The 17,157-nt window shown below is 55.6% G+C and carries 16 protein-coding genes; 9 read left to right on the top strand and 7 right to left on the bottom strand.

Annotation, left to right across the window (positions count from 1 at the left end; all coding sequences use genetic code 11):
• Positions 1 to 68: 68 nt before the first annotated feature.
• Positions 69 to 1,229 carry a cobalamin-independent methionine synthase II family protein gene (locus ACL2XF_RS05835; RefSeq protein WP_410014764.1) on the top strand — a complete coding sequence of 387 codons (1,161 nt, stop codon included), beginning with the start codon at positions 69 to 71 and terminating at the stop codon, positions 1,227 to 1,229.
• 129 nt (positions 1,230 to 1,358) lie between these two features.
• Here the strand turns inward: ACL2XF_RS05835 and ACL2XF_RS05840 are convergent, their stop codons facing one another.
• Positions 1,359 to 2,294, bottom strand: coding sequence for an alpha/beta hydrolase (locus ACL2XF_RS05840; protein WP_410014765.1), 936 nt, complete (start codon positions 2,292 to 2,294; stop codon positions 1,359 to 1,361).
• 72 nt (positions 2,295 to 2,366) lie between these two features.
• Here ACL2XF_RS05840 and ACL2XF_RS05845 point away from each other — a divergent pair, with 72 nt between their 5' ends.
• From ACL2XF_RS05845 to ACL2XF_RS05875, 7 genes are all read left to right on the top strand, one after another.
• Complete coding sequence (locus ACL2XF_RS05845) at positions 2,367 to 3,314, top strand: LysR family transcriptional regulator (protein ID WP_410014766.1); 948 nt, start codon at positions 2,367 to 2,369, stop codon at positions 3,312 to 3,314.
• A gap of 210 nt (positions 3,315 to 3,524) precedes the next feature.
• Positions 3,525 to 4,112, top strand: a complete 588-nt coding sequence (locus ACL2XF_RS05850) for a TetR/AcrR family transcriptional regulator (protein WP_410014767.1) — start codon at positions 3,525 to 3,527, stop codon at positions 4,110 to 4,112.
• 209 nt (positions 4,113 to 4,321) lie between these two features.
• Entirely contained in the window at positions 4,322 to 4,948 is a 627-nt protein-coding gene (locus ACL2XF_RS05855) for a hypothetical protein (RefSeq protein WP_410014768.1), read from the top strand.
• 52 nt (positions 4,949 to 5,000) lie between these two features.
• A complete protein-coding gene (locus tag ACL2XF_RS05860; protein WP_410014769.1) occupies positions 5,001 to 5,867 on the top strand; it encodes a cytochrome b/b6 domain-containing protein in 867 nt (288 codons plus the stop codon).
• Positions 5,864 to 6,640 carry a molybdopterin-binding protein gene (locus tag ACL2XF_RS05865; RefSeq protein ID WP_410014770.1) on the top strand — a complete coding sequence of 259 codons (777 nt, stop codon included), beginning with the start codon at positions 5,864 to 5,866 and terminating at the stop codon, positions 6,638 to 6,640. The genes ACL2XF_RS05860 and ACL2XF_RS05865 overlap by 4 nt, the downstream gene beginning before the upstream one ends.
• A gap of 636 nt (positions 6,641 to 7,276) precedes the next feature.
• Positions 7,277 to 9,220, top strand: a complete 1,944-nt coding sequence (locus tag ACL2XF_RS05870; protein WP_410014771.1) for a methyl-accepting chemotaxis protein — start codon at positions 7,277 to 7,279, stop codon at positions 9,218 to 9,220.
• A gap of 462 nt (positions 9,221 to 9,682) precedes the next feature.
• Positions 9,683 to 10,144 (top strand): DUF5680 domain-containing protein, encoded by a 462-nt coding sequence (locus ACL2XF_RS05875; protein WP_410014772.1) that lies wholly within the window; start codon positions 9,683 to 9,685, stop codon positions 10,142 to 10,144.
• Positions 10,145 to 10,272: 128 nt separating this feature from the next.
• Here ACL2XF_RS05875 and ACL2XF_RS05880 read toward each other — a convergent pair whose 3' ends face one another.
• The gene (locus ACL2XF_RS05880) at positions 10,273 to 11,211 is read right to left on the bottom strand and encodes a GlxA family transcriptional regulator (RefSeq protein WP_410014773.1); all 939 of its coding nucleotides are present in this window, start codon (positions 11,209 to 11,211) and stop codon (positions 10,273 to 10,275) included.
• 89 nt (positions 11,212 to 11,300) lie between these two features.
• On the opposite strand from ACL2XF_RS05880, the gene ACL2XF_RS05885 reads away from it, so the two are divergent.
• Positions 11,301 to 12,248, top strand: coding sequence for an alpha/beta hydrolase fold domain-containing protein (locus tag ACL2XF_RS05885; RefSeq protein ID WP_413728215.1), 948 nt, complete (start codon positions 11,301 to 11,303; stop codon positions 12,246 to 12,248).
• 77 nt (positions 12,249 to 12,325) lie between these two features.
• On the opposite strand, the gene ACL2XF_RS05890 is transcribed toward ACL2XF_RS05885, so the two are convergent.
• The 5 genes from ACL2XF_RS05890 to ACL2XF_RS05910 all read right to left on the bottom strand — a co-directional run bounded on the left by ACL2XF_RS05890 (position 12,326) and on the right by ACL2XF_RS05910 (position 17,139).
• Complete coding sequence (locus tag ACL2XF_RS05890) at positions 12,326 to 13,492, bottom strand: FAD-dependent oxidoreductase (protein WP_410014775.1); 1,167 nt, start codon at positions 13,490 to 13,492, stop codon at positions 12,326 to 12,328.
• A gap of 219 nt (positions 13,493 to 13,711) precedes the next feature.
• On the bottom strand, positions 13,712 to 14,710 hold the full coding sequence (locus tag ACL2XF_RS05895; RefSeq protein WP_410014776.1) for an extradiol dioxygenase: 999 nt from the start codon (positions 14,708 to 14,710) through the stop codon (positions 13,712 to 13,714).
• 69 nt (positions 14,711 to 14,779) lie between these two features.
• The gene (locus ACL2XF_RS05900) at positions 14,780 to 15,664 is read right to left on the bottom strand and encodes a fumarylacetoacetate hydrolase family protein (protein WP_413728216.1); all 885 of its coding nucleotides are present in this window, start codon (positions 15,662 to 15,664) and stop codon (positions 14,780 to 14,782) included.
• Positions 15,665 to 15,695: 31 nt separating this feature from the next.
• Positions 15,696 to 16,112 (bottom strand): RidA family protein, encoded by a 417-nt coding sequence (locus ACL2XF_RS05905; RefSeq protein ID WP_410014778.1) that lies wholly within the window; start codon positions 16,110 to 16,112, stop codon positions 15,696 to 15,698.
• A 43-nt stretch (positions 16,113 to 16,155) separates the two neighbouring features.
• The gene (locus ACL2XF_RS05910) at positions 16,156 to 17,139 is read right to left on the bottom strand and encodes an ABC transporter permease (protein ID WP_410014779.1); all 984 of its coding nucleotides are present in this window, start codon (positions 17,137 to 17,139) and stop codon (positions 16,156 to 16,158) included.
• Positions 17,140 to 17,157 lie beyond the last annotated feature (18 nt).

Genomic DNA, 17,157 nt, shown 5'->3' on the forward strand with positions numbered 1-17,157 from the left:
CTTCCCATCCGCCTGTGGCCATAGTAAGTTATTTTCTCACCTATTTTGACATCAGATGAAGGGTAATAATGTCCACACTGCAAGGCTCTGAACGTATTTTAACCACCCATGTCGGCAGTCTCCCACGGCCTGTGAAATTGCTGGATCTGATGAAGGCGAATATTGACGGCGCGGATAATCAGGCGGAGCTGGACCGCTGCATTAAAGACGCGGTGATCGAGTCGGTCCAGCAACAGGTCGATGACGGCATTGATATCGTTACCGACGGTGAACAATCCAAAGTCGGTTTCTTTGCCTATGTCCGCGATCGCATGAGCGGCTTCTCTGCGCGCCCCGGGCAACGTTATACGGCTTTTGACGCGGAGATCGAGGCGTTTCCCGATTATTATCAGCACTATTTCGGCGAAGCGATGCTCGGCGGCAACCTGGTGCCATTCGTCCCGGTGGCCTGCACCGGACCTATCGCCTATCACGGCACGGCGCAATTGCAGCGCGACCTGGCCAACCTGGCGGCCGCATTGGGTAAAGTGAGCGCCCATTCGGCGTTTGTCCCGTCGGTGGCGCCGACCGGCGTGGGCAGCAATGCGTTTTATGCCAGCGAAGGCGAGTATCTCTCGGCGGTGGCCGAGGCGCTGCGCGTCGAGTATAAAGCGGTGATTGACGCGGGATTCAGCCTGCAAATCGACGATCCGTTCCTGCCCGATCTGTTTGCCGATCGCGCCCTGGACAATGCGGCGATTCACCGCAAGGCGGGCGAGTACGTCGAGATCCTGAATCATGCGCTGCGGGGCCTGCCGCAGGAAAGAATTCGCTATCATACCTGCTACAGCATTAACGAAGGTCCGCGCATTCACGATGTGCCCTTCGTGGAGTTTGTGCGCTATATGCTCAATATCAACGCATCGGATTATTCCTTCGAGGCGGGCAATGTACGCCACGAACATGAATACCACCTCTGGGAAGAGATTACGCTGCCGGCGGGCAAGCGGTTGATCCCGGGCGTGATATGCCATGCCAGCAACACCGTGGAACATCCGGAACTGATTGCCGAACGCCTGGTCCGCTTTGCCGAACGGGTAGGTCGCGACAATGTTATTGCCGGCGCCGACTGCGGTTTCTCTTCGCAGGCCACCTATCGCACGGAAGTGCATCCCACGGTGGTGCGGGAAAAATTCCGCGCCCTGCGCGCGGGCGCCGACCTCGCCAGTAAAAAACTGTGGAAAAAATAAGCGGACGCCAGCCGTCCAGCGGCCGGCAACCTGCCCACTGAGCGTGACGGGGGCCGCCCGGCGGCCTGATAGCCGCTGTGTTGCGTCGCGTAAGGGAAAACGCCGCGCCGCCGATGCGGCGTTGCGGGCTTACGGATTGCCTGGCGCGGCGGGGAGGGCATCGTCCAAAAACCTCACCGCGTTACGCAGCGCCTGGTCGGCTTCGGGGAGAACCCCGGAGAACAAATGCCAGACATGGAACATGCCGGGCCAGACCTCAAGTGATGTCCGTACCCGGCTTTCCCCGAGATGGGCCGCAAGGCGGAGGGCCCCGCTCAGCATGACCTCATTTTCGCCAATTTGGATCAGGGTGGGCGCAATCCCCCGGACATCGGCGAAGATCGGCGAGGCATCAGGGTGAGTCGGCAATTCTCCGGCCAGGAATATACGGGCCAGTTGGTTAAGAAACGCCGTGCTGCACAGCGGATCGATACCGTCCCTGACGGTTGCCGAATTTCCGCTGTGCGTGAGATCCGCCCAGGGTGAAAGGGCGACGGCGGCGGCGGGTAGGGGCACGCCGGCGTCCCTGGCTTTTCTCATAATGGTCACCACCATCGCTCCGCCGGCCGAATCACCGGATATCGCCAGGGAACGCGGGTCGACGCCGTTATCAAGCAGCGCGCGATAGGCGGTAAAAGTATCTTCAATCGGCACCGGGAACGGGTGCTCCGGGGCTTGCCGGTAATCGGGCACATAGACGCTGGCGCGCAGCAGCGTGGCATATTTTCCGGCCAGGCCGCGGTAGGCGTTTATCCCGCCATGGACATAGCCGCCCCCGTGTATATAGAACAGCACGCGGTCCTCCAGCACATTTTCCGGCGTGACCCGCAGCGCGGCGACGCCGCCCAAATCAACAGGGGTAAACGACACCCCGCCGGGCGCCGGGAATAACCTTTCCAGTCCAGCCGTATAGGCCGCGCGCGCCTCGGGCCATCCGGCCTCGCTCTGGCCATTCATTTTCTGGACCACAGGCAGCGCCGCTTGTATCCAGCCATCCAGCGTTTTTCTGGCATTTACAGGTAACATTGCATATCCTTCTGGGTGAATAAGTTTCTACACAATCACTCTATCGCAACCATTCGGGAAAAGGATTCTACAGTGAGTGTCCGTCACGTCGCGGCCGGCCAGCATGGCGGCGGGGGAATTGAACTCAACACCATGCGTGCCTTTGTGGCCATCGCCGAGTCAGGCAGCTTTGTCGCCGGCGGCAAAATCATGGGATTGACCCGCTCCGCGGCCGGAAAGTCGCTGGCACGGCTGGAAGCCTACCTGGGTACGCGCTTGCTGCACCGCACCACCCGCAGGGTGTCGCTGACAACCGATGGGCAAAATTTTTACGAGCGCTGCGTGCAGATACTGTCCGATCTGGACGAGGCCGAGCACAGCGTCAGGCAGGGCCGCCTGCAACCCAGGGGTACGCTGCGCCTCACCGTGACCGCGGCCTTCGGAAGGATAGTTATCCTGCCGTTGCTGAATCAATTCCTGAAAACATGGCCGGAGCTGGAAGTCGAGGTCAGCTTTACGGACAGGGTCGTCGACCTGGTGGAAGAGGGGTTCGATCTCGGTATCCGCATGGGCGATATGCCCGTCGACTCGCTGATGGTCGCCCGGCTGATTGCGAAATACCGTCCCTGTCTTTATGCCGCGCCGGCCTATCTGCAAGGCTATGGCACGCCAGAAAACATAGCGGACCTCAGCGGCCATCAGCGGCTTATCTACGGCCTGCATTCCGCATCGGGCGCCTGGCCTCTGGCCGGGCCCGATGGGACGCCGGTCCTTATCGACGGCCGCCGCCGCCTGCGTTTTGACAGCGGCGAGGCCATCAAGGACGCCGCGGTAGAAGGCATGGGCATTGCCTACCTGCCGTCCTTTCTGGCTGAGGATGACGCGAGGAAAAACCGGCTGGTAAAATTATTCCCGCAATACCAGGGCAGCGAGATACCCATCCATGCCATTTATCCCGACAGGAGACATCTGGCGGCGAAGGTACGCCTGTTCATCGATATGCTGGTGCAGCATTTTCATAAGGAAGGGCAACCGGGCTAAAAGGCTCCGGCCGGGCAGCCGTCATGGATATAGCCGGCCGCCCCTGCGTGATCGATCTCTTGACAGCCAGGCTACCAACTAGTAGGGTGATTGCACGCGACGGCGTTCTGGCTTTCCTGTGTCGGGCCCCGCCCGCATTATTGCGGGGGCCGCAATGCCGGTAAAGCAGCATTCGCCGCACCCCCTTTGTTTGGTCGATGGACTTTTATCATGAACGCAGAGCTTTCTCCCAAGGCCGCGGAAATCGCCGCCCATGCGCGGTTACTGCTGGCCGCCGGCGGCTATAACAGCTTCAGCTATGCTGATATTTCCGCCCGGGTACACATCAGCAAGGCCAGCATCCATCATCATTTCCCCAGCAAGGAAGAACTGGTCAGAACCGTGGTCGCCCTGTATCGGGAAGAGGCGCGGGCAGGCATGGCGGCCCTTGATAGCCAGCTCGCCGACCCGCTGGCGGAGCTTAACGCCTATGCCGATTACTGGATCACCTGCATTCGCGATGGTACGTCTTCTTTTTGCATTTGCGCGATGCTGGCCGCCGAACTGCTGACAATCCCGGTCCGGGTGGCGGATGAAGTCCGCGGGCATTTTCAGGATCAGTCTGACTGGCTCGCGTCGCTGCTCCAGAACGGCGCGGCCCAGGGGCAATTCCACCTGCGCGCCAGTGCGGCCGTCGAGGCCGGCGCTTTCATGGCCACGGTCCACGGCGCGATGCTGGCCGCCCGGGCCTATGGCAATCCGCAAACTTTTCAGTCCATTATCCAGCCTACGATCCATCATTTGACCGCGTCAGCCTGATCCGCTCCAGCGGAACGGGGTGGCCGGGGGTTTTTTGCGCTGCAGTAAGCCTACCAACTAGTAGGTTGATTACGCTGTCGCGGGTGCATACCCGCCAACCGGGGTTTGTTATCACGTCGCAGGCTTTCCAGGCGCCGCCTGCGACGGTTTTTCTTTTTAATGCGCCATATCAATCTATCGCGGTGCCCGCATCGCTCAGGAGATTCAACATGACTGTTCCAAGAATAACCCGCTTCCTGGCCCTCGGCCTGACCGGCGCGCTCCTTATGTCCAGCGCTCTGACGCCGGCTGCCGCCGCCGATAACAGCGTCAGGGTACGGGGTACCGTCGCCGCCCTGACGGGTGACCGGCTCCAGGTGACGTCGCGCGAGGGCCAAGCCGTCATGGTCACCCTGAAACCCGGCTGGAGGGTCTCGGCGGTAGCCAAGGCCGGTATCGCCGACATTAAGCCGGGCGACTACGTCGGCATCGCGTCGCTCCCCACATCGGCGGGGGGCGACGGGGCGCTGGAAGTGCTGATCTTCCCGCCCCAGCTGAAAGGCGCGGCGGAAGGCAGCTTCGGCTGGGATCTGAAGCCCAACAGCACGATGACCAATGCCACCGTGGCCGATGCGGTCAAGTCGGTGGGCAGCAGCGACGTTACGGTCAGCTATCACGGCCGGGAAAAAAAGATTTCCATTGCGCAAGGCACGCCGGTCGTCACGCTGGCGCCGGCCACACCTGAGGATGTGAAGCCCGGCTCGGTGGTTTTCGTCAGCGCAGAGAAGGGCGCGGACGGCGAGCTTTCCGCCGGTAATCTTATCGTCGGCAAAAACGGCGTTGTTCCCCCGATGTAATCAATCACCCCCGCCGGCTGGCGGTGTCGGCCAGCCGGTCAAGGAGCCTGTCATGAACAAACCTGATACATCAAGCGCGCCGACCCCATCAGCCCCGCCTGGGCGCCGCCGGCTCGTTAAGCGGCACTCATTGCCTGTACGCATTACGCATTGGGTGAACGTCCTCTGCCTGTCGATTCTGTTACTGAGCGGATTGCAGATTTTTAATGCCCATCCCCGGCTCTACTGGGGGCAATACGGCGCCGACGCGGATCGGGCGTTTATCGCCATTGGCGCCAGGCAACTGGGCGATACATCGCGCGGCTATATCCAAATCGGCCCGCTGGGCATCGAAACCACCGGCTTTCTCGGCGTTTCCAGCGAAGACGGCGCCGCGGCCGCACGCGCATTCCCGACCTGGCTTACCCTACCGTCCTATCACGATCTGGGCGCCGGACGGCATTGGCATTTTTTCTTCGCCTGGCTGCTGGTCATTAATGGTCTGGTCTACCTGGCGCATGGGCTATGGCGCGGCCACCTACGGCGGGACCTGTTGCCTACCAGGGCTCAGCTGTCATTACGCCATTTGTGGCGGGAAGTGATCGACCACGCGCGCCTGCGCTTCGCCAGGGGGGAAGCGGCGCGGCGCTACAACGCATTGCAAAAGCTGGCCTATCTGACGGTCGTCGGCGGCGCGATCCCGCTTATGGTGTTGACCGGACTGGCGATGTCGCCGGGTCTCAACGCCGTGTTTCCATTCCTGCCGGATCTGTTCGGCGGACGTCCTTCGGCGCGCACGCTGCACTTCCTCACCGCGTCTTTCCTGGTGCTGTTCGTCATCGTGCATGTGGCGATGGTGGTCGCCTCGGGCCTTTGGAACAATCTGCGCTCGATGATTAGCGGCCGATACGCCATTGACGAAACAGGAGACAAGCCATGAAACCTCAGTTTTCACGCCGGCGTCTCCTGGCCGGCCTGCTCGCCGGGGCGGGGGGGACATTGCTCACCGGGTGCGATGGCCTGACGCAGAACGCGCAAGTGACCGCATGGCTGGATAAGGTGGAAAAGCTGACCATGGGCAGTCAACGCATGCTGCTCGGGCGTCAATCGCTGGCACGGGAATACACTGAGGCCGACCTGTCGCCGGTCTTTCGCGCCAACGGAACGCAGATGCCGGACTCGGAGGACTATGCCCGCTTGCTGGAGCGCGGCTTTGCCGACTGGCGTCTGCAGGTGGACGGGCTGGTGCGGCAACCGCTGAGCCTGTCGCTGTCCGACCTGAAACGGTTTCCGGCCCGTACCCAGATCACCCGGCACGATTGCGTCGAGGGATGGAGCGCCATCGGCAAATGGCAAGGCGTTCCGCTGGGGCGGGTGCTGGATGCGGCGGGAGTGAAACCGGGCGCCCGCTACGTGGTGTTCCATTGCGCGGACGAGCTGGAGAGGACGCTGGATGGCAGCGGCCGCTATTATGAAAGTATCGATTTGCTCGATGCCTACCACCCCCAGACTCTCCTGGCCTATGGCATGAACGGCGGGGATCTGCCCGTGGCCCATGGCGCGCCGCTGCGTCTGCGGGTTGAAAGACAGCTCGGCTATAAGCATGCGAAGTATCTGATGCGCATCGAAGTCGTTACCGCGTTTGATGCTCTGGGCAGCGGAAAAGGCGGCTACTGGGAAGATCGCGGCTATGAGTGGTATGCGGGCATATAATGTCGTGCAATAGGGATTTTGACACTATCCCGTTATGCGGCCATAAAAAACGCCCTGGCGTTCAACGGGATGCCAGGGCCTGGAATCCCGCTACCTCTGGCTGAAAAAATCCATGATGAAAAGTAATAATGCATGCCTGAAATAAGCACTCTCACGTTAAATTTGGACGTGTTTATCTTTGATAAATAAGCTATATAAATTCGTGATTTTTTTGGCGGATGTTTATTTTTAAATTTTTACTTTTTTGTCATTAGAGCTTGATGTGCATCACGCCAAAAGACCGTAAATTTCTTGAATTTTTTATTTTAGCTGGGATTTTTTGATGTATTTAGGTTAAGTGAAGCTTCAGGAAGATATCTCACTATAAAATTGCAGTTACGGCATTTTATGTTATTTTTTTCATATTGCAATTCATCATTAAACGCACAATTGCACCATTTTTCTGGTTTTAAGGGAAATGTAAATAAATTTAATTCATATAAATCATAAGCTTACTTTTTATATCCTTTTTCTTAATTTAGTCTTAAGAAAATTAAGTTTTTTGCCGATAAGCTTTTTAGCATGAAAATATTATCATTTTGGAATACTTGAATATTATTCTAAAAAGCATATCCATATGTTAACAAGGGATTTTATATGTTTACCGGCAAATTGATGTTTCGTAATTTCTCCATAGGCAAGAAGCTTTTTACTGGGTTCGTAATGTTGATTGTCATTATCATTGGTATGTCATGTTACAGTATTTACTCTTTAGATGTGATTCAACGTAATGCGGTCAGGACAAACCACACCAACAAGATTGGCGATTTGCTTGAGTTGGCCCGAAGGAATCGCCTGTTGTATATGCAAACGGGGGATGAGCAGATGATCAAAGCCAATGGCGAAGCGTTAAGCAGTATGCAAGTCTTAATCGAAAAAGAAGACGTCTCTCATTGGCAGGGCAATACAAAAAATAAATACGAAATATTAACTGAAAAAATAAAGCATTATAAGCAGCTGCGGGATGTATTTTTCGCTAATATTGTTCACAGTAACGCACTTGCCAAAGAAATAACGCAGGATAATGGACAGCGTGTTTTGAATGACCTGCAGAGAAAAATGCAGGATTCCTCCGTTGAACCTGGTATACGGGCAACGCTCCTTGACATTTCGCTGTCGCTCGACAACCTGCGTGATGCCGCGAATACACTGATAACCCAACATACTGATGACGCATTTGCGGTTTTTAAGACGTCGTACAATGATGCCGAAACCCTTTATTCCGCCAGCATTACTAAGCTTCCCGACTCAGAAAAAGCGGTAGTCATTCCCGTGTTGGCGTATTTCCAAAAAATTAAGGCCAGTACCTACGCTTACTTCCCAGCAGCCGTGGAAAGCCAAAAATCCTCTGACAGCATGAGCAACGTTGCAGACGAACTTAACAGTGCGACAAGCGATCTTATTGAAGCACAGGATTATGATAATGAAAGAGTCATTACGGACGCCATCGTCTTCATCTCCGCGCTCGCGGTAGCCGCGGTCCTCGTCGGATTATTGGCGGCCTGGTACATTACCCGCCAAATAACACTCCCCATCATCGAAAACCTGGCGATGGCGGAACGCATTGCCCGCGGGGACCTTACCTCAGCGATCTCCTCCAATTCCGGTGATGAGCTTGGCCAGCTCACGCGCGCCATGGGCGCAATGAACACCAAACTGAGCGAAATCATTACGGGCATACGGGAAAGCGTCGGCCACCTCGCCAGCGCGTCTTCGCAAATCGCGGCCGGGAATACGGATCTGGCCTCGAGGACTGAACAGCAGTCGGCGGCCGTCGTGGAAACAGCGTCCAGTATGGAAGAGCTGACCTCGACCGTCAGGCTGAATGCGGATAATGCCCTGCAGGCAAATAAACTGGCCGCCAGCGCCACCCTCGACGCGCGCAAAGGCGGTGAAATCGTCGACAATGTGGTGCTGACCATGAACGGCATTGCCGACAGTTCAAAGAAAATCACCGACATTATCGGTGTCATCAACAGTATCGCTTTCCAAACCAACATCCTGGCCTTGAATGCCGCGGTCGAAGCGGCGCGGGCAGGCGAGCAGGGACGGGGATTCGCCGTCGTGGCCGGCGAGGTAAGAACGCTGGCGCAACGAAGCGCTACCGCCGCCAAAGAAATTGAATCCCTGATTAACGAGTCGGTGCTGCGCATTAGCTCAGGTACGGAATTGGTCAATCATGCGGGATCCAGCATGGGGGATATCGTGCAGTCGGTGACGCATGTCAGCCAAATCATCGATGAAATCGCCACGTCGTCAACCGAACAAAGCCACGGCATTGATCAGATCAGTAAAGCCATGGTGGAGATGGATTCCACCACGCAACAAAACGCGGCGCTGGTTCAGGAATCCTCGGCCGCCGCCATTTCCCTGGAACAGCAGGCAAGAAATCTCAATGATATGGTCGCTATCTTTAAGGTCAGAGTGGGTCGCGCGCAGGAAAGCGCCGCTGGTGAATCCTTGGAGATGGCAAAAAGAAAAAGCCCGTCCAAGCCTGGCACAATGAATAAAGCGCTCAATGAAGAATGGACTTCATTTTAAACCTTCAGCTTCTATTCATATCCTCCAGCAGGGTGGCTTTCGAAAGCGTCATCCTGTTCATACGGACTTTACCGACTTATAAAGGGTAGACCACCGGCTATAATCGTATCCTGACGGCGTTTATTTTTGCCGCGGCGTAGTTAGACATTTCAAAAGTCGCCCGGTTGAAATTTGGGAATGGCGCCAATGATGCCCCTCCAGGGCGGGTGAACATTGGCTCTTCTTTGTGAAGATTACCGCCCGCCGGGATTTTTCGTGCTTTCCCCTACCTCAGTCGCATGGACTGCCACTGCTGTTGACAATAACCCGCTGTGGACTATACTCACGAAAATCACATCATTTCATCTGTTGCCGATAAATTTCATCATAATGTTTTATGTCATTTTTCAGCTTTTTTATTTTGCTGTTTTTGTTTTGCTTTAGGATAACCTGAGTGTCGAATGAGGGTATAAGTAAAATATAATGATCCCATTTATAGTTGAAGCAAATCATTTTTTGTATCGCTTTCCTGAGAATATCATCATAAAAGATTCCCCCAATGGGGATATGAAACTTATCGAATATTCCAGAGATAATTACATTTATCGTAATTATTTTATAGGCTATCGCAAAACCAATGGCACCGTGTTGATTCTAAAAGATAAAAAACCCATATGGATTATGACTTATGAAGGGGGTGTATCCGATCTTGATTTATCAGATGACGGTGTAAAGAAAATATATACGTTTGTGCGGCAAAACCTGGCCAGAGCCACGATTGTGCAAGCGATCAGGGGGCCGAGCGAGTTCCATAATGATAAAATGAGCTACCGTAACCGCTTCTTTGGCTCTATGCATAAATTTAACGGTATCGAAAAGGTTACGCAGGAAGGCAAGGGATTACTCTATTCCCTGATTTACTCAGGTAATGATGTGATATTCTAGCGTTCTATTTCTTAGCTATTTTCTTATCGTATTCCATATTTCCATTATACGTATGCTTCCTGCCAGGGAGAGTATGGCCGGGCTTTTGTGCTCATCCGGCGCTGTATTTCACCTGACTGAAGCGGCATTCACCATGGCACCTTGCGCATTCTTTGCGGCGTGGATCCAAGGCAGCGTAAAAAGGCCTTTCGCATTAATGCAGTATCACTAAAACCCGCCTCCAGCGCGATGGCCGCCAGCGTCTGGTTGCTGTTTTCCACCCGGCTGCGGGCAAACTCCACCCGCAAGCGCTCCACGGCCCGCGCGGGGGAAAGACCGGTATTGGCGACAAATTCCCGGGAAAACTGGCGCGGTGAGAGATGCGCCTCTTCCGCCATCATGGTAACGGAGAGGTCACCCCGCAGATTGCGGTTGATAAACGCCAGCACCCGCTGGATCCGTGGCGAAGGCGGGGTAATATCCCGCATGCGCATAAACTGCAACTGGCCATGGGTACGACGGCGGGGGATCAGCAACTCCCGGGCAATAAGATGCGCCAGCGGCTCGCCGTGTTCCGCCGCGACCAGCGCGAGCGCCATATCCATTCCGGCAGTGGCTCCGGCCGACGTCCAGATATCATCATCCTGCACCACGATACTGTCGGCCAGCAGCCGGGCGTCAGGGACCAGACGCTGCAGTTCCGCCACCCGGCGCCAGTGGGTGGTCACCTTTCTTCCTGCCAACCTGCCCGCCGCCGCCAGCACAAAAGCGCCGGTGCAGACGGAGACATAGCGGTGGGCAATATCCTCCCGCAGCAACGCCAATAGCGCGGGATCGCAGCTTGCCCGGCCGACGCCGCTGCCCCCCACCACCACCAGGGTATCGAATCGTTTGCCTCCGCCAGCGCTGGCGTGTACCGCCAGGCCATTGGAACTGGCGAACATCCCGGCCCGCACGGCGCACACATCCAGCTGGAATTGTTCCTTTGGCGGCAGGTGGAGATTAGCGGTCTCGAACACGCTGAGCGGCCCGCTAAGGTCAAGCAGATTGAAACCGGGAAAAATCAGAAAACCAATGCGACGCGTCATGTCCTAAAAAGCCCTTTTTATGTCATTTCAGACAAAAGTATGGTGTGGAATACTGACCGGCGTCAATCAACGGTTTCAGGAGAAATGTGATGCCTTATGTCATGGACAGTGAACTTGCGGCACGTTTAGCACAATTGCAGCCCGAGCTTGCACGTTTTCCCGCCTTTCAACCCGGCGATGTTCTGAGCTGGCGGGACAAGAGCAACGCCTTTTACGCATTGCTTAACGACCATTTTCCCGAGGCGACCGGCATAGAGACCCGGGAATTTTTCATTCCCATGGGTAATGAAAAACGCCTGGCGCGCTGGTATCAGAACGCGGGCGAGCCCTCGCGCGGCACGGTGCTCTTTGTGCATGGCGGTGGCGGCGTCTCCGCCGATATCGCCGCCTATCATAAAATAGTGGCGAACTATGTGGCACAAAGCGGCGTCAGTTTTCTGGCGCTGGATTATCACCTTGCCCCGGAGATAGCGGGGGATAGCCAGGCGGAACAAATTATTAGCGGTCTGGCTTGGCTACAGGAAAACAGCGCGCAGTTGTCCATCGAACCGGATCGTATTGTGCTGATGGGTGACAGCGGCGGCGGGGGGATCGCGGCGTCCGCGGCCATTCTCGCGCGGGATCGACACATTGCCTTAGCCGGGCAGATCCTCGTTTACCCCATGCTGGATGACCGGACGACGGATGCGACAGCGGAAATATCGCCCTTTCTTACCATCACCGCCAGCGAAATACAGACCGCATGGCGCGCCAGGATCCCGGACGGAGCGGATGACGGACAACTGAACCGCATTATCCCGGCCAGGCTGGACGATTTTACAGGACTTGCCCCCACGTATATTGACGTGGGCGAGCTGGATCTCTTTTGCGCGGAGAACCTGGCCTGGGCGGGAAATCTGGCCGCCGCCGGCGTGCCGGTGGAATTTCATCTCTACCCCGGCGTCAATCACGGTTTTGAGTTGCTGGCCCCGCATTCAGCCATCGCCCAACAGGCCATGCGGCTGCGTTGTTCGGCCATTCGCCGTCTGACGGCGTAAGCAGGGTACTTCCAGCCAGGGCCGCGAACCGCCGGTGTATCCTGCTTCGGCGTCGCGGCCGCGCGTTGCGCTGAAAGTTACACGGCCAGCGTGTAGCCGTGTAGCCATGAAAAATGCCGGCCAAGACTGTTGAGCACGGCATCACGCTCCGCCCGGGCAGGTCCCTGCGCAAGATGCAGACAGTCATTCACCCGGCGCGACGATGCCTGAATTCTTTCACCACGGGCTTTACGTTCGCGTTGGTAGCTCTCGAGCTTTGATTCGATGGAATCCAGGGCATCATTATTCATGATGTGCGCGAGGGCGACGGCATCTTCGAACGATGAAATCGCGCCCTGGCCGTGATGGGGCATCATGCCGTGCGCGGCATCGCCGATGAGCACGGCGCGCCCGCGATACCAGGCCGCCATCGGGCTGACCTGGAACATCCCCCAGCGCTCGGACAGGTTAACGTGTTCAAGAAGCTGCCCGACGGCGGGATGCCAGCCGTTAAACATCCCGGCGATGGCGCCGGCGTCGGCGGGGACCCGCCAGGCTTCCTGCCGCCATATTTCCGGACCATCCATAAAAACCACGATCGTCTGATATGCAAAGTTTTTCCCGATGGGAAAATTCAGTACGTGCTTGCCATCGCCCATCCAGTCGGTAAAGGAATGCGGTTCGGGAAGGAGGTCGAGATCGGCGGTTTTGGCCAGTCCGCGAAACGCGCTGTTGCCGGTGAATACCGGCGTGGCGGAGGCACTGATCGCATTGCGGACGACGGATTTAATGCCGTCGGCGCCCACCACCAGGTCCGCCGTCGCCACCGAACCATCAGCCCAGTAAAGTTTCGCTTCGCTGCCTGCATCCTCCAGACGGGTAAGCTGTTTGCCCAGCCGGATATGTTCTTTGCCGATAACGTCAAGCAAGGCCGCCTGCAGGTCGGTACGGAAGGCGCCGTAGTAGGGGTGCCCGTATTCATTTCTGTACCAGTTATCGCGGGCGAGCAACTGCGAGGCCGCCACGCTGCCGTCTTCATTGCGAAAAAACGCGGCTTCCGTTTCACAGGAACATTCCGCCATGCGCGCCGCAATGCCCAGCTCGGCAAACAGGCGCGTGCCGTTCGCCCACAGCGAGATGCCCGCACCAAGCTCAACCAGTTCTCTGGCCTGCTCATACACAATAACCTCATGTTTGCTGTTTTTCATGGCGCAGGCAAAGGCCAGCCCGCCCATGCCAGCGCCAACTACTGCAATTCGTGCCATGGCAGTTCTTCTCCAATCATGTTGGTAAACATCGTCTTACAACTTTCAGATGAAGTACGCATTTATCTTTAAATAAAACAATAATCGGCAGTATTTAAAATAAGGCTTGGCCGCAGGCTGAATAAAATATTCCCATGGCCTTATGACCAGATTAATTAATTTAAATGTAGCTTACGCAGGAAATTCCTTTTCCCGATGATAAATGTGTATGAAATAAGTTTATTGTTGACCGGGGTAAGTTAAATAACTCATTCCCGTTATCCATTCCGGTACGGATTCATATGCAACGTAGTCAGGGCGCGCGCCTTTCATCGCCCCCATCAGCGCCACCCAGTTGAGCGCCTCATGGCCGCCGTGTCCGCCGCGCTCCTCCACTTCCTCATAGGTCAGCGCGCGCATATATTCCACATCACCCGCGGCAAAGCGCTCCAGCATTTCCCTATCCCATTCTTCATTGACCAGCGGATGGCTATTACCGAGCGGCCATTCCATTTTGCTCATCATATCTATTTCATATTGGGCGAAATCGGTATACAGCGTCGGGTCGTCAATCAGCGCTTCCTTACCGATGGTCTGATACACCTTCATGCGCTGCAGCAGCTTATCATCTTCCGGCGCGCCTTCAGTCCATACCGGCGGCCAGTGCGAAAGCCCGCCTGTCGCCAGAAAATGAATACGATAGTCATCAGGCAATGTGTCGATGATTTCGCGGACTTTTAACCCCAGATCGTAGGCCCGTGAATACGGCATAAGCGGCGGAGAGAAGACGTTGATATAGACTGGCACCACCGGAATATTGAATTCCGGGTTGATGAAGACCAGGGGCATCATCAGATTATTGCCATATTCAATCGCGCCCATGCGTGTTGCGTCAAACCCGCCATGAATCAATTTTTCAAGCAACGTTTGCGCAATGCCGGCATTACTGGCAATGCTGTGCTGAGTAGTGAATTTCAGCGCTTCCATCATATATTCCGCCGGCCCGATATTCGCGTCACTGACTGGAACGCCCAGGGTCGGCATTAAGTTGCGGAAATTGTTTTCAAAATGATCGTCTAAAAACGCAATAATCAGATTTGGTTTGGTATCGTCGATACAGTGTTTCAACCGCGCATGTATGGCGGCCAGGCGTTTTCGCTGCTCGGGGGAGGGCGCGTCTGCCCAGCCAAGCGCACCGGGAACATGGGACATACTGATGGCACTGACAATCTTAGCCATATCATAACCTCGTTATCTGAATAGGTGATTTTTCAACGTGAACGCCTGAGAAAATGTATTATCTGCAAATCAAATAATCGTATTGGTTAATTCGCCGATCTCCTTCATTGCCACCGTCACTTTATCTCCCTTTTTTAAATATCTAGGCGGCGTAAAACCTATTCCAACACCAGCAGGCGTACCGGTGGCGATAATATCGCCCGGCAGCAGCGTAATGTTTTGTCCAATGGTCTTGATTAGGGTCGCAACGTCAAAGATAAGATCCGCAATGGCGGCCTCCTGGCGTTTTTCGCCGTTGACGGTACAGGCTATTGTCTGGGAACCGGGTTCGCCAAACTCATCGGCAGTCACCAGGACCGGGCCCATCGGGCAGAATCCGTCAATGCCCTTGCCGAGCAGCCACTGGCTATGCTGTTTTTGCAGATGACGCGAGGTGAGGTCGTTGACCAGCGTGTAGCCGAAGACATAAGACATGGGATCGTCGCTCTGCGTCACGCGTCCTTTTTTGCCCAGCACCACGGCTAACTCGGCTTCGTAATCGAGGGTATGGTAGGGATCAAGCGTACTGTCTACCTCGTCGCCGGGGCCACTGACCGAGGTGGAGGGTTTGCTGAAGATAATAGGATGCGCGGGGACATTTCCCGCCGCGGCGCTCGAATCAAACCCGCTGTTTGCAAACTCTTGCGCATGGGCCGAGTAATTTTTGCCGACGCAAAAAATATTGCGCCGGGTACAGGGAATCGGCGCCAGTAAACGCACGTCTTCCTGCGCCAGGCCATCCTCATCGGGACGTTCACTGTAGCGTTGCAGCCTGTCGGCAAATGTCGCATAGCTGTCAATCAGCACATTCATATCATTGGTAGCAACAATATCAGTGACATCGACTACTTTTCCGGCAGTGTTAATTACGCCGATTTTTTTCTCGCCGGAAAGCAGATACGTAACCAGTTTCATATTTTACCTTACAATAAAAACGCTATATTAATTAATCGCGCGCGCGGGCCACGGCTTCCACTTCAATGAGGAATTCTTCTTTAACCAGCCGGTCCACTACCAGCAGCGTATTCGGCGCATAATCCGGCGTGGCGAAAAGTGTTGGAAACAGTTCTTTCCGGTTTTTCATAAAAGCGTCAATATGCTGGGATGCCACCAGATAGGTATTAAATTTCACCACATCGTTGTAATCGCAGCCTACCGCTGCCAGCACCGCGCCTAAATTGTTAAACACCTGCGCAAACTGCGCGTCAAAATCGTTTTTACCTACCACGCCGCCATCGGAACCTACTGAAAGTTGACCGGAGATATAATAAAGGTCTCCCGCGCTCACTTTGGTCAGGTTAGAATAGAGTCCTTGCGCGGGGCTGGCGTTTTCCGGATTGATGTATTGCACCTTATCGGACACGGTAATACTCCTCGATGATAATAGGGATGAAGCCAATATAATGTTAATGCGAATCATGGCGGCGGAAACGATCGAGAATAACGGCGAAAATAATGACGACACCCACGGCGAGCGTCTGGTAATAGGCGGATACGCCTACCATGTTCATCACGTTTGACAGCAGCGTTAATACCACCACACCGGTAATCACCTGCCGAAGATTGCCTGCGCCGCCGGTCAGCGCCACGCCCCCGAGAACGACCGCCGCCAGGGACTGCAGCGTCAGGTTCGCCGCCGCGATGGGCTGGGCGGAGCTGGTCCAGGCGGTTAAGATGATGGCCCCCGTTCCGGCGCAGAAACCGCTGACCATATAGACCAGGACCGTATTCCATTTTACGTTGATTCCCGATTTGGACGCCGCGGACACATTGGAGCCCATGGCATAGACATAGCGGCCGAACAGCGTGTATTTGAGCAATACGCCAATCATGATGGTCAAGGCGATGGCAATCCATACCATCACGGGAAGCCCTAATAATGTGCCATAGCCCACGGCTTCGATATATGAGGCGGGAACGTCGTAAATGGGCACGCCGCCCGACAATATTAAAGCGAATGCCTGAGCGACGGACAGCATCCCCAGGGTAATCACCAGGGGGGAGGTATTAAAAACCGCGATAAGGATGCCTGACGCGGCGCCGGTTAACGTGCCGACCAGCAGCATGGCGACCAGGCCCGCGGGGACGCCGAACTGATTCATGATCATCACGCCCGCGACGCCTGCGAGGGACATGGCAGAAGAAAGCGACAGATCCAGTCCCCCCCTTATTACGGCCACGGCCTGGCCAAGTGAGATAATAAGCAGAGGGGCCAGTTGGCAGGCCAGATTTATCCCGTTACTGACGGACATAAATCTCGGCTGGATAAAGCCCGCGATGACGGCGGTTAACACAATCAACAGGGGAAGCATCCAGTCCGAAAGCGAAAATCGTCTGGTTTTCACGCCTTTTCCCGACGCCAGGAGCCCCGCTTCTCTGCTTGTACTCATGATGCAAACTCCTGCTTC

The organism is Sodalis sp. RH19 (assembly GCF_047324215.1).
Classification (GTDB): domain Bacteria; phylum Pseudomonadota; class Gammaproteobacteria; order Enterobacterales; family Enterobacteriaceae; genus Acerihabitans.

Bases quoted from the DNA above. Each gene is read 5' to 3' on its own strand.
- ACL2XF_RS05875 (WP_410014772.1), top strand. From the start codon at position 9,683: ATGATCCCATTTATAGTTGAAGCAAATCATTTTTTGTATCGCTTTCCT.
- ACL2XF_RS05840 (WP_410014765.1), bottom strand. From the start codon at position 2,294: ATGTTACCTGTAAATGCCAGAAAAACGCTGGATGGCTGGATACAAGCG.
- ACL2XF_RS05835 (WP_410014764.1), top strand. From the start codon at position 69: ATGTCCACACTGCAAGGCTCTGAACGTATTTTAACCACCCATGTCGGC.
- ACL2XF_RS05865 (WP_410014770.1), top strand. From the start codon at position 5,864: ATGAAACCTCAGTTTTCACGCCGGCGTCTCCTGGCCGGCCTGCTCGCC.
- ACL2XF_RS05860 (WP_410014769.1), top strand. From the start codon at position 5,001: ATGAACAAACCTGATACATCAAGCGCGCCGACCCCATCAGCCCCGCCT.
- ACL2XF_RS05910 (WP_410014779.1), bottom strand. From the start codon at position 17,139: ATGAGTACAAGCAGAGAAGCGGGGCTCCTGGCGTCGGGAAAAGGCGTG.
- ACL2XF_RS05855 (WP_410014768.1), top strand. From the start codon at position 4,322: ATGACTGTTCCAAGAATAACCCGCTTCCTGGCCCTCGGCCTGACCGGC.
- ACL2XF_RS05885 (WP_413728215.1), top strand. From the start codon at position 11,301: ATGCCTTATGTCATGGACAGTGAACTTGCGGCACGTTTAGCACAATTG.
- ACL2XF_RS05880 (WP_410014773.1), bottom strand. From the start codon at position 11,211: ATGACGCGTCGCATTGGTTTTCTGATTTTTCCCGGTTTCAATCTGCTT.
- ACL2XF_RS05870 (WP_410014771.1), top strand. From the start codon at position 7,277: ATGTTTACCGGCAAATTGATGTTTCGTAATTTCTCCATAGGCAAGAAG.
- ACL2XF_RS05900 (WP_413728216.1), bottom strand. From the start codon at position 15,664: ATGAAACTGGTTACGTATCTGCTTTCCGGCGAGAAAAAAATCGGCGTA.
- ACL2XF_RS05895 (WP_410014776.1), bottom strand. From the start codon at position 14,710: ATGGCTAAGATTGTCAGTGCCATCAGTATGTCCCATGTTCCCGGTGCG.
- ACL2XF_RS05850 (WP_410014767.1), top strand. From the start codon at position 3,525: ATGAACGCAGAGCTTTCTCCCAAGGCCGCGGAAATCGCCGCCCATGCG.
- ACL2XF_RS05890 (WP_410014775.1), bottom strand. From the start codon at position 13,492: ATGGCACGAATTGCAGTAGTTGGCGCTGGCATGGGCGGGCTGGCCTTT.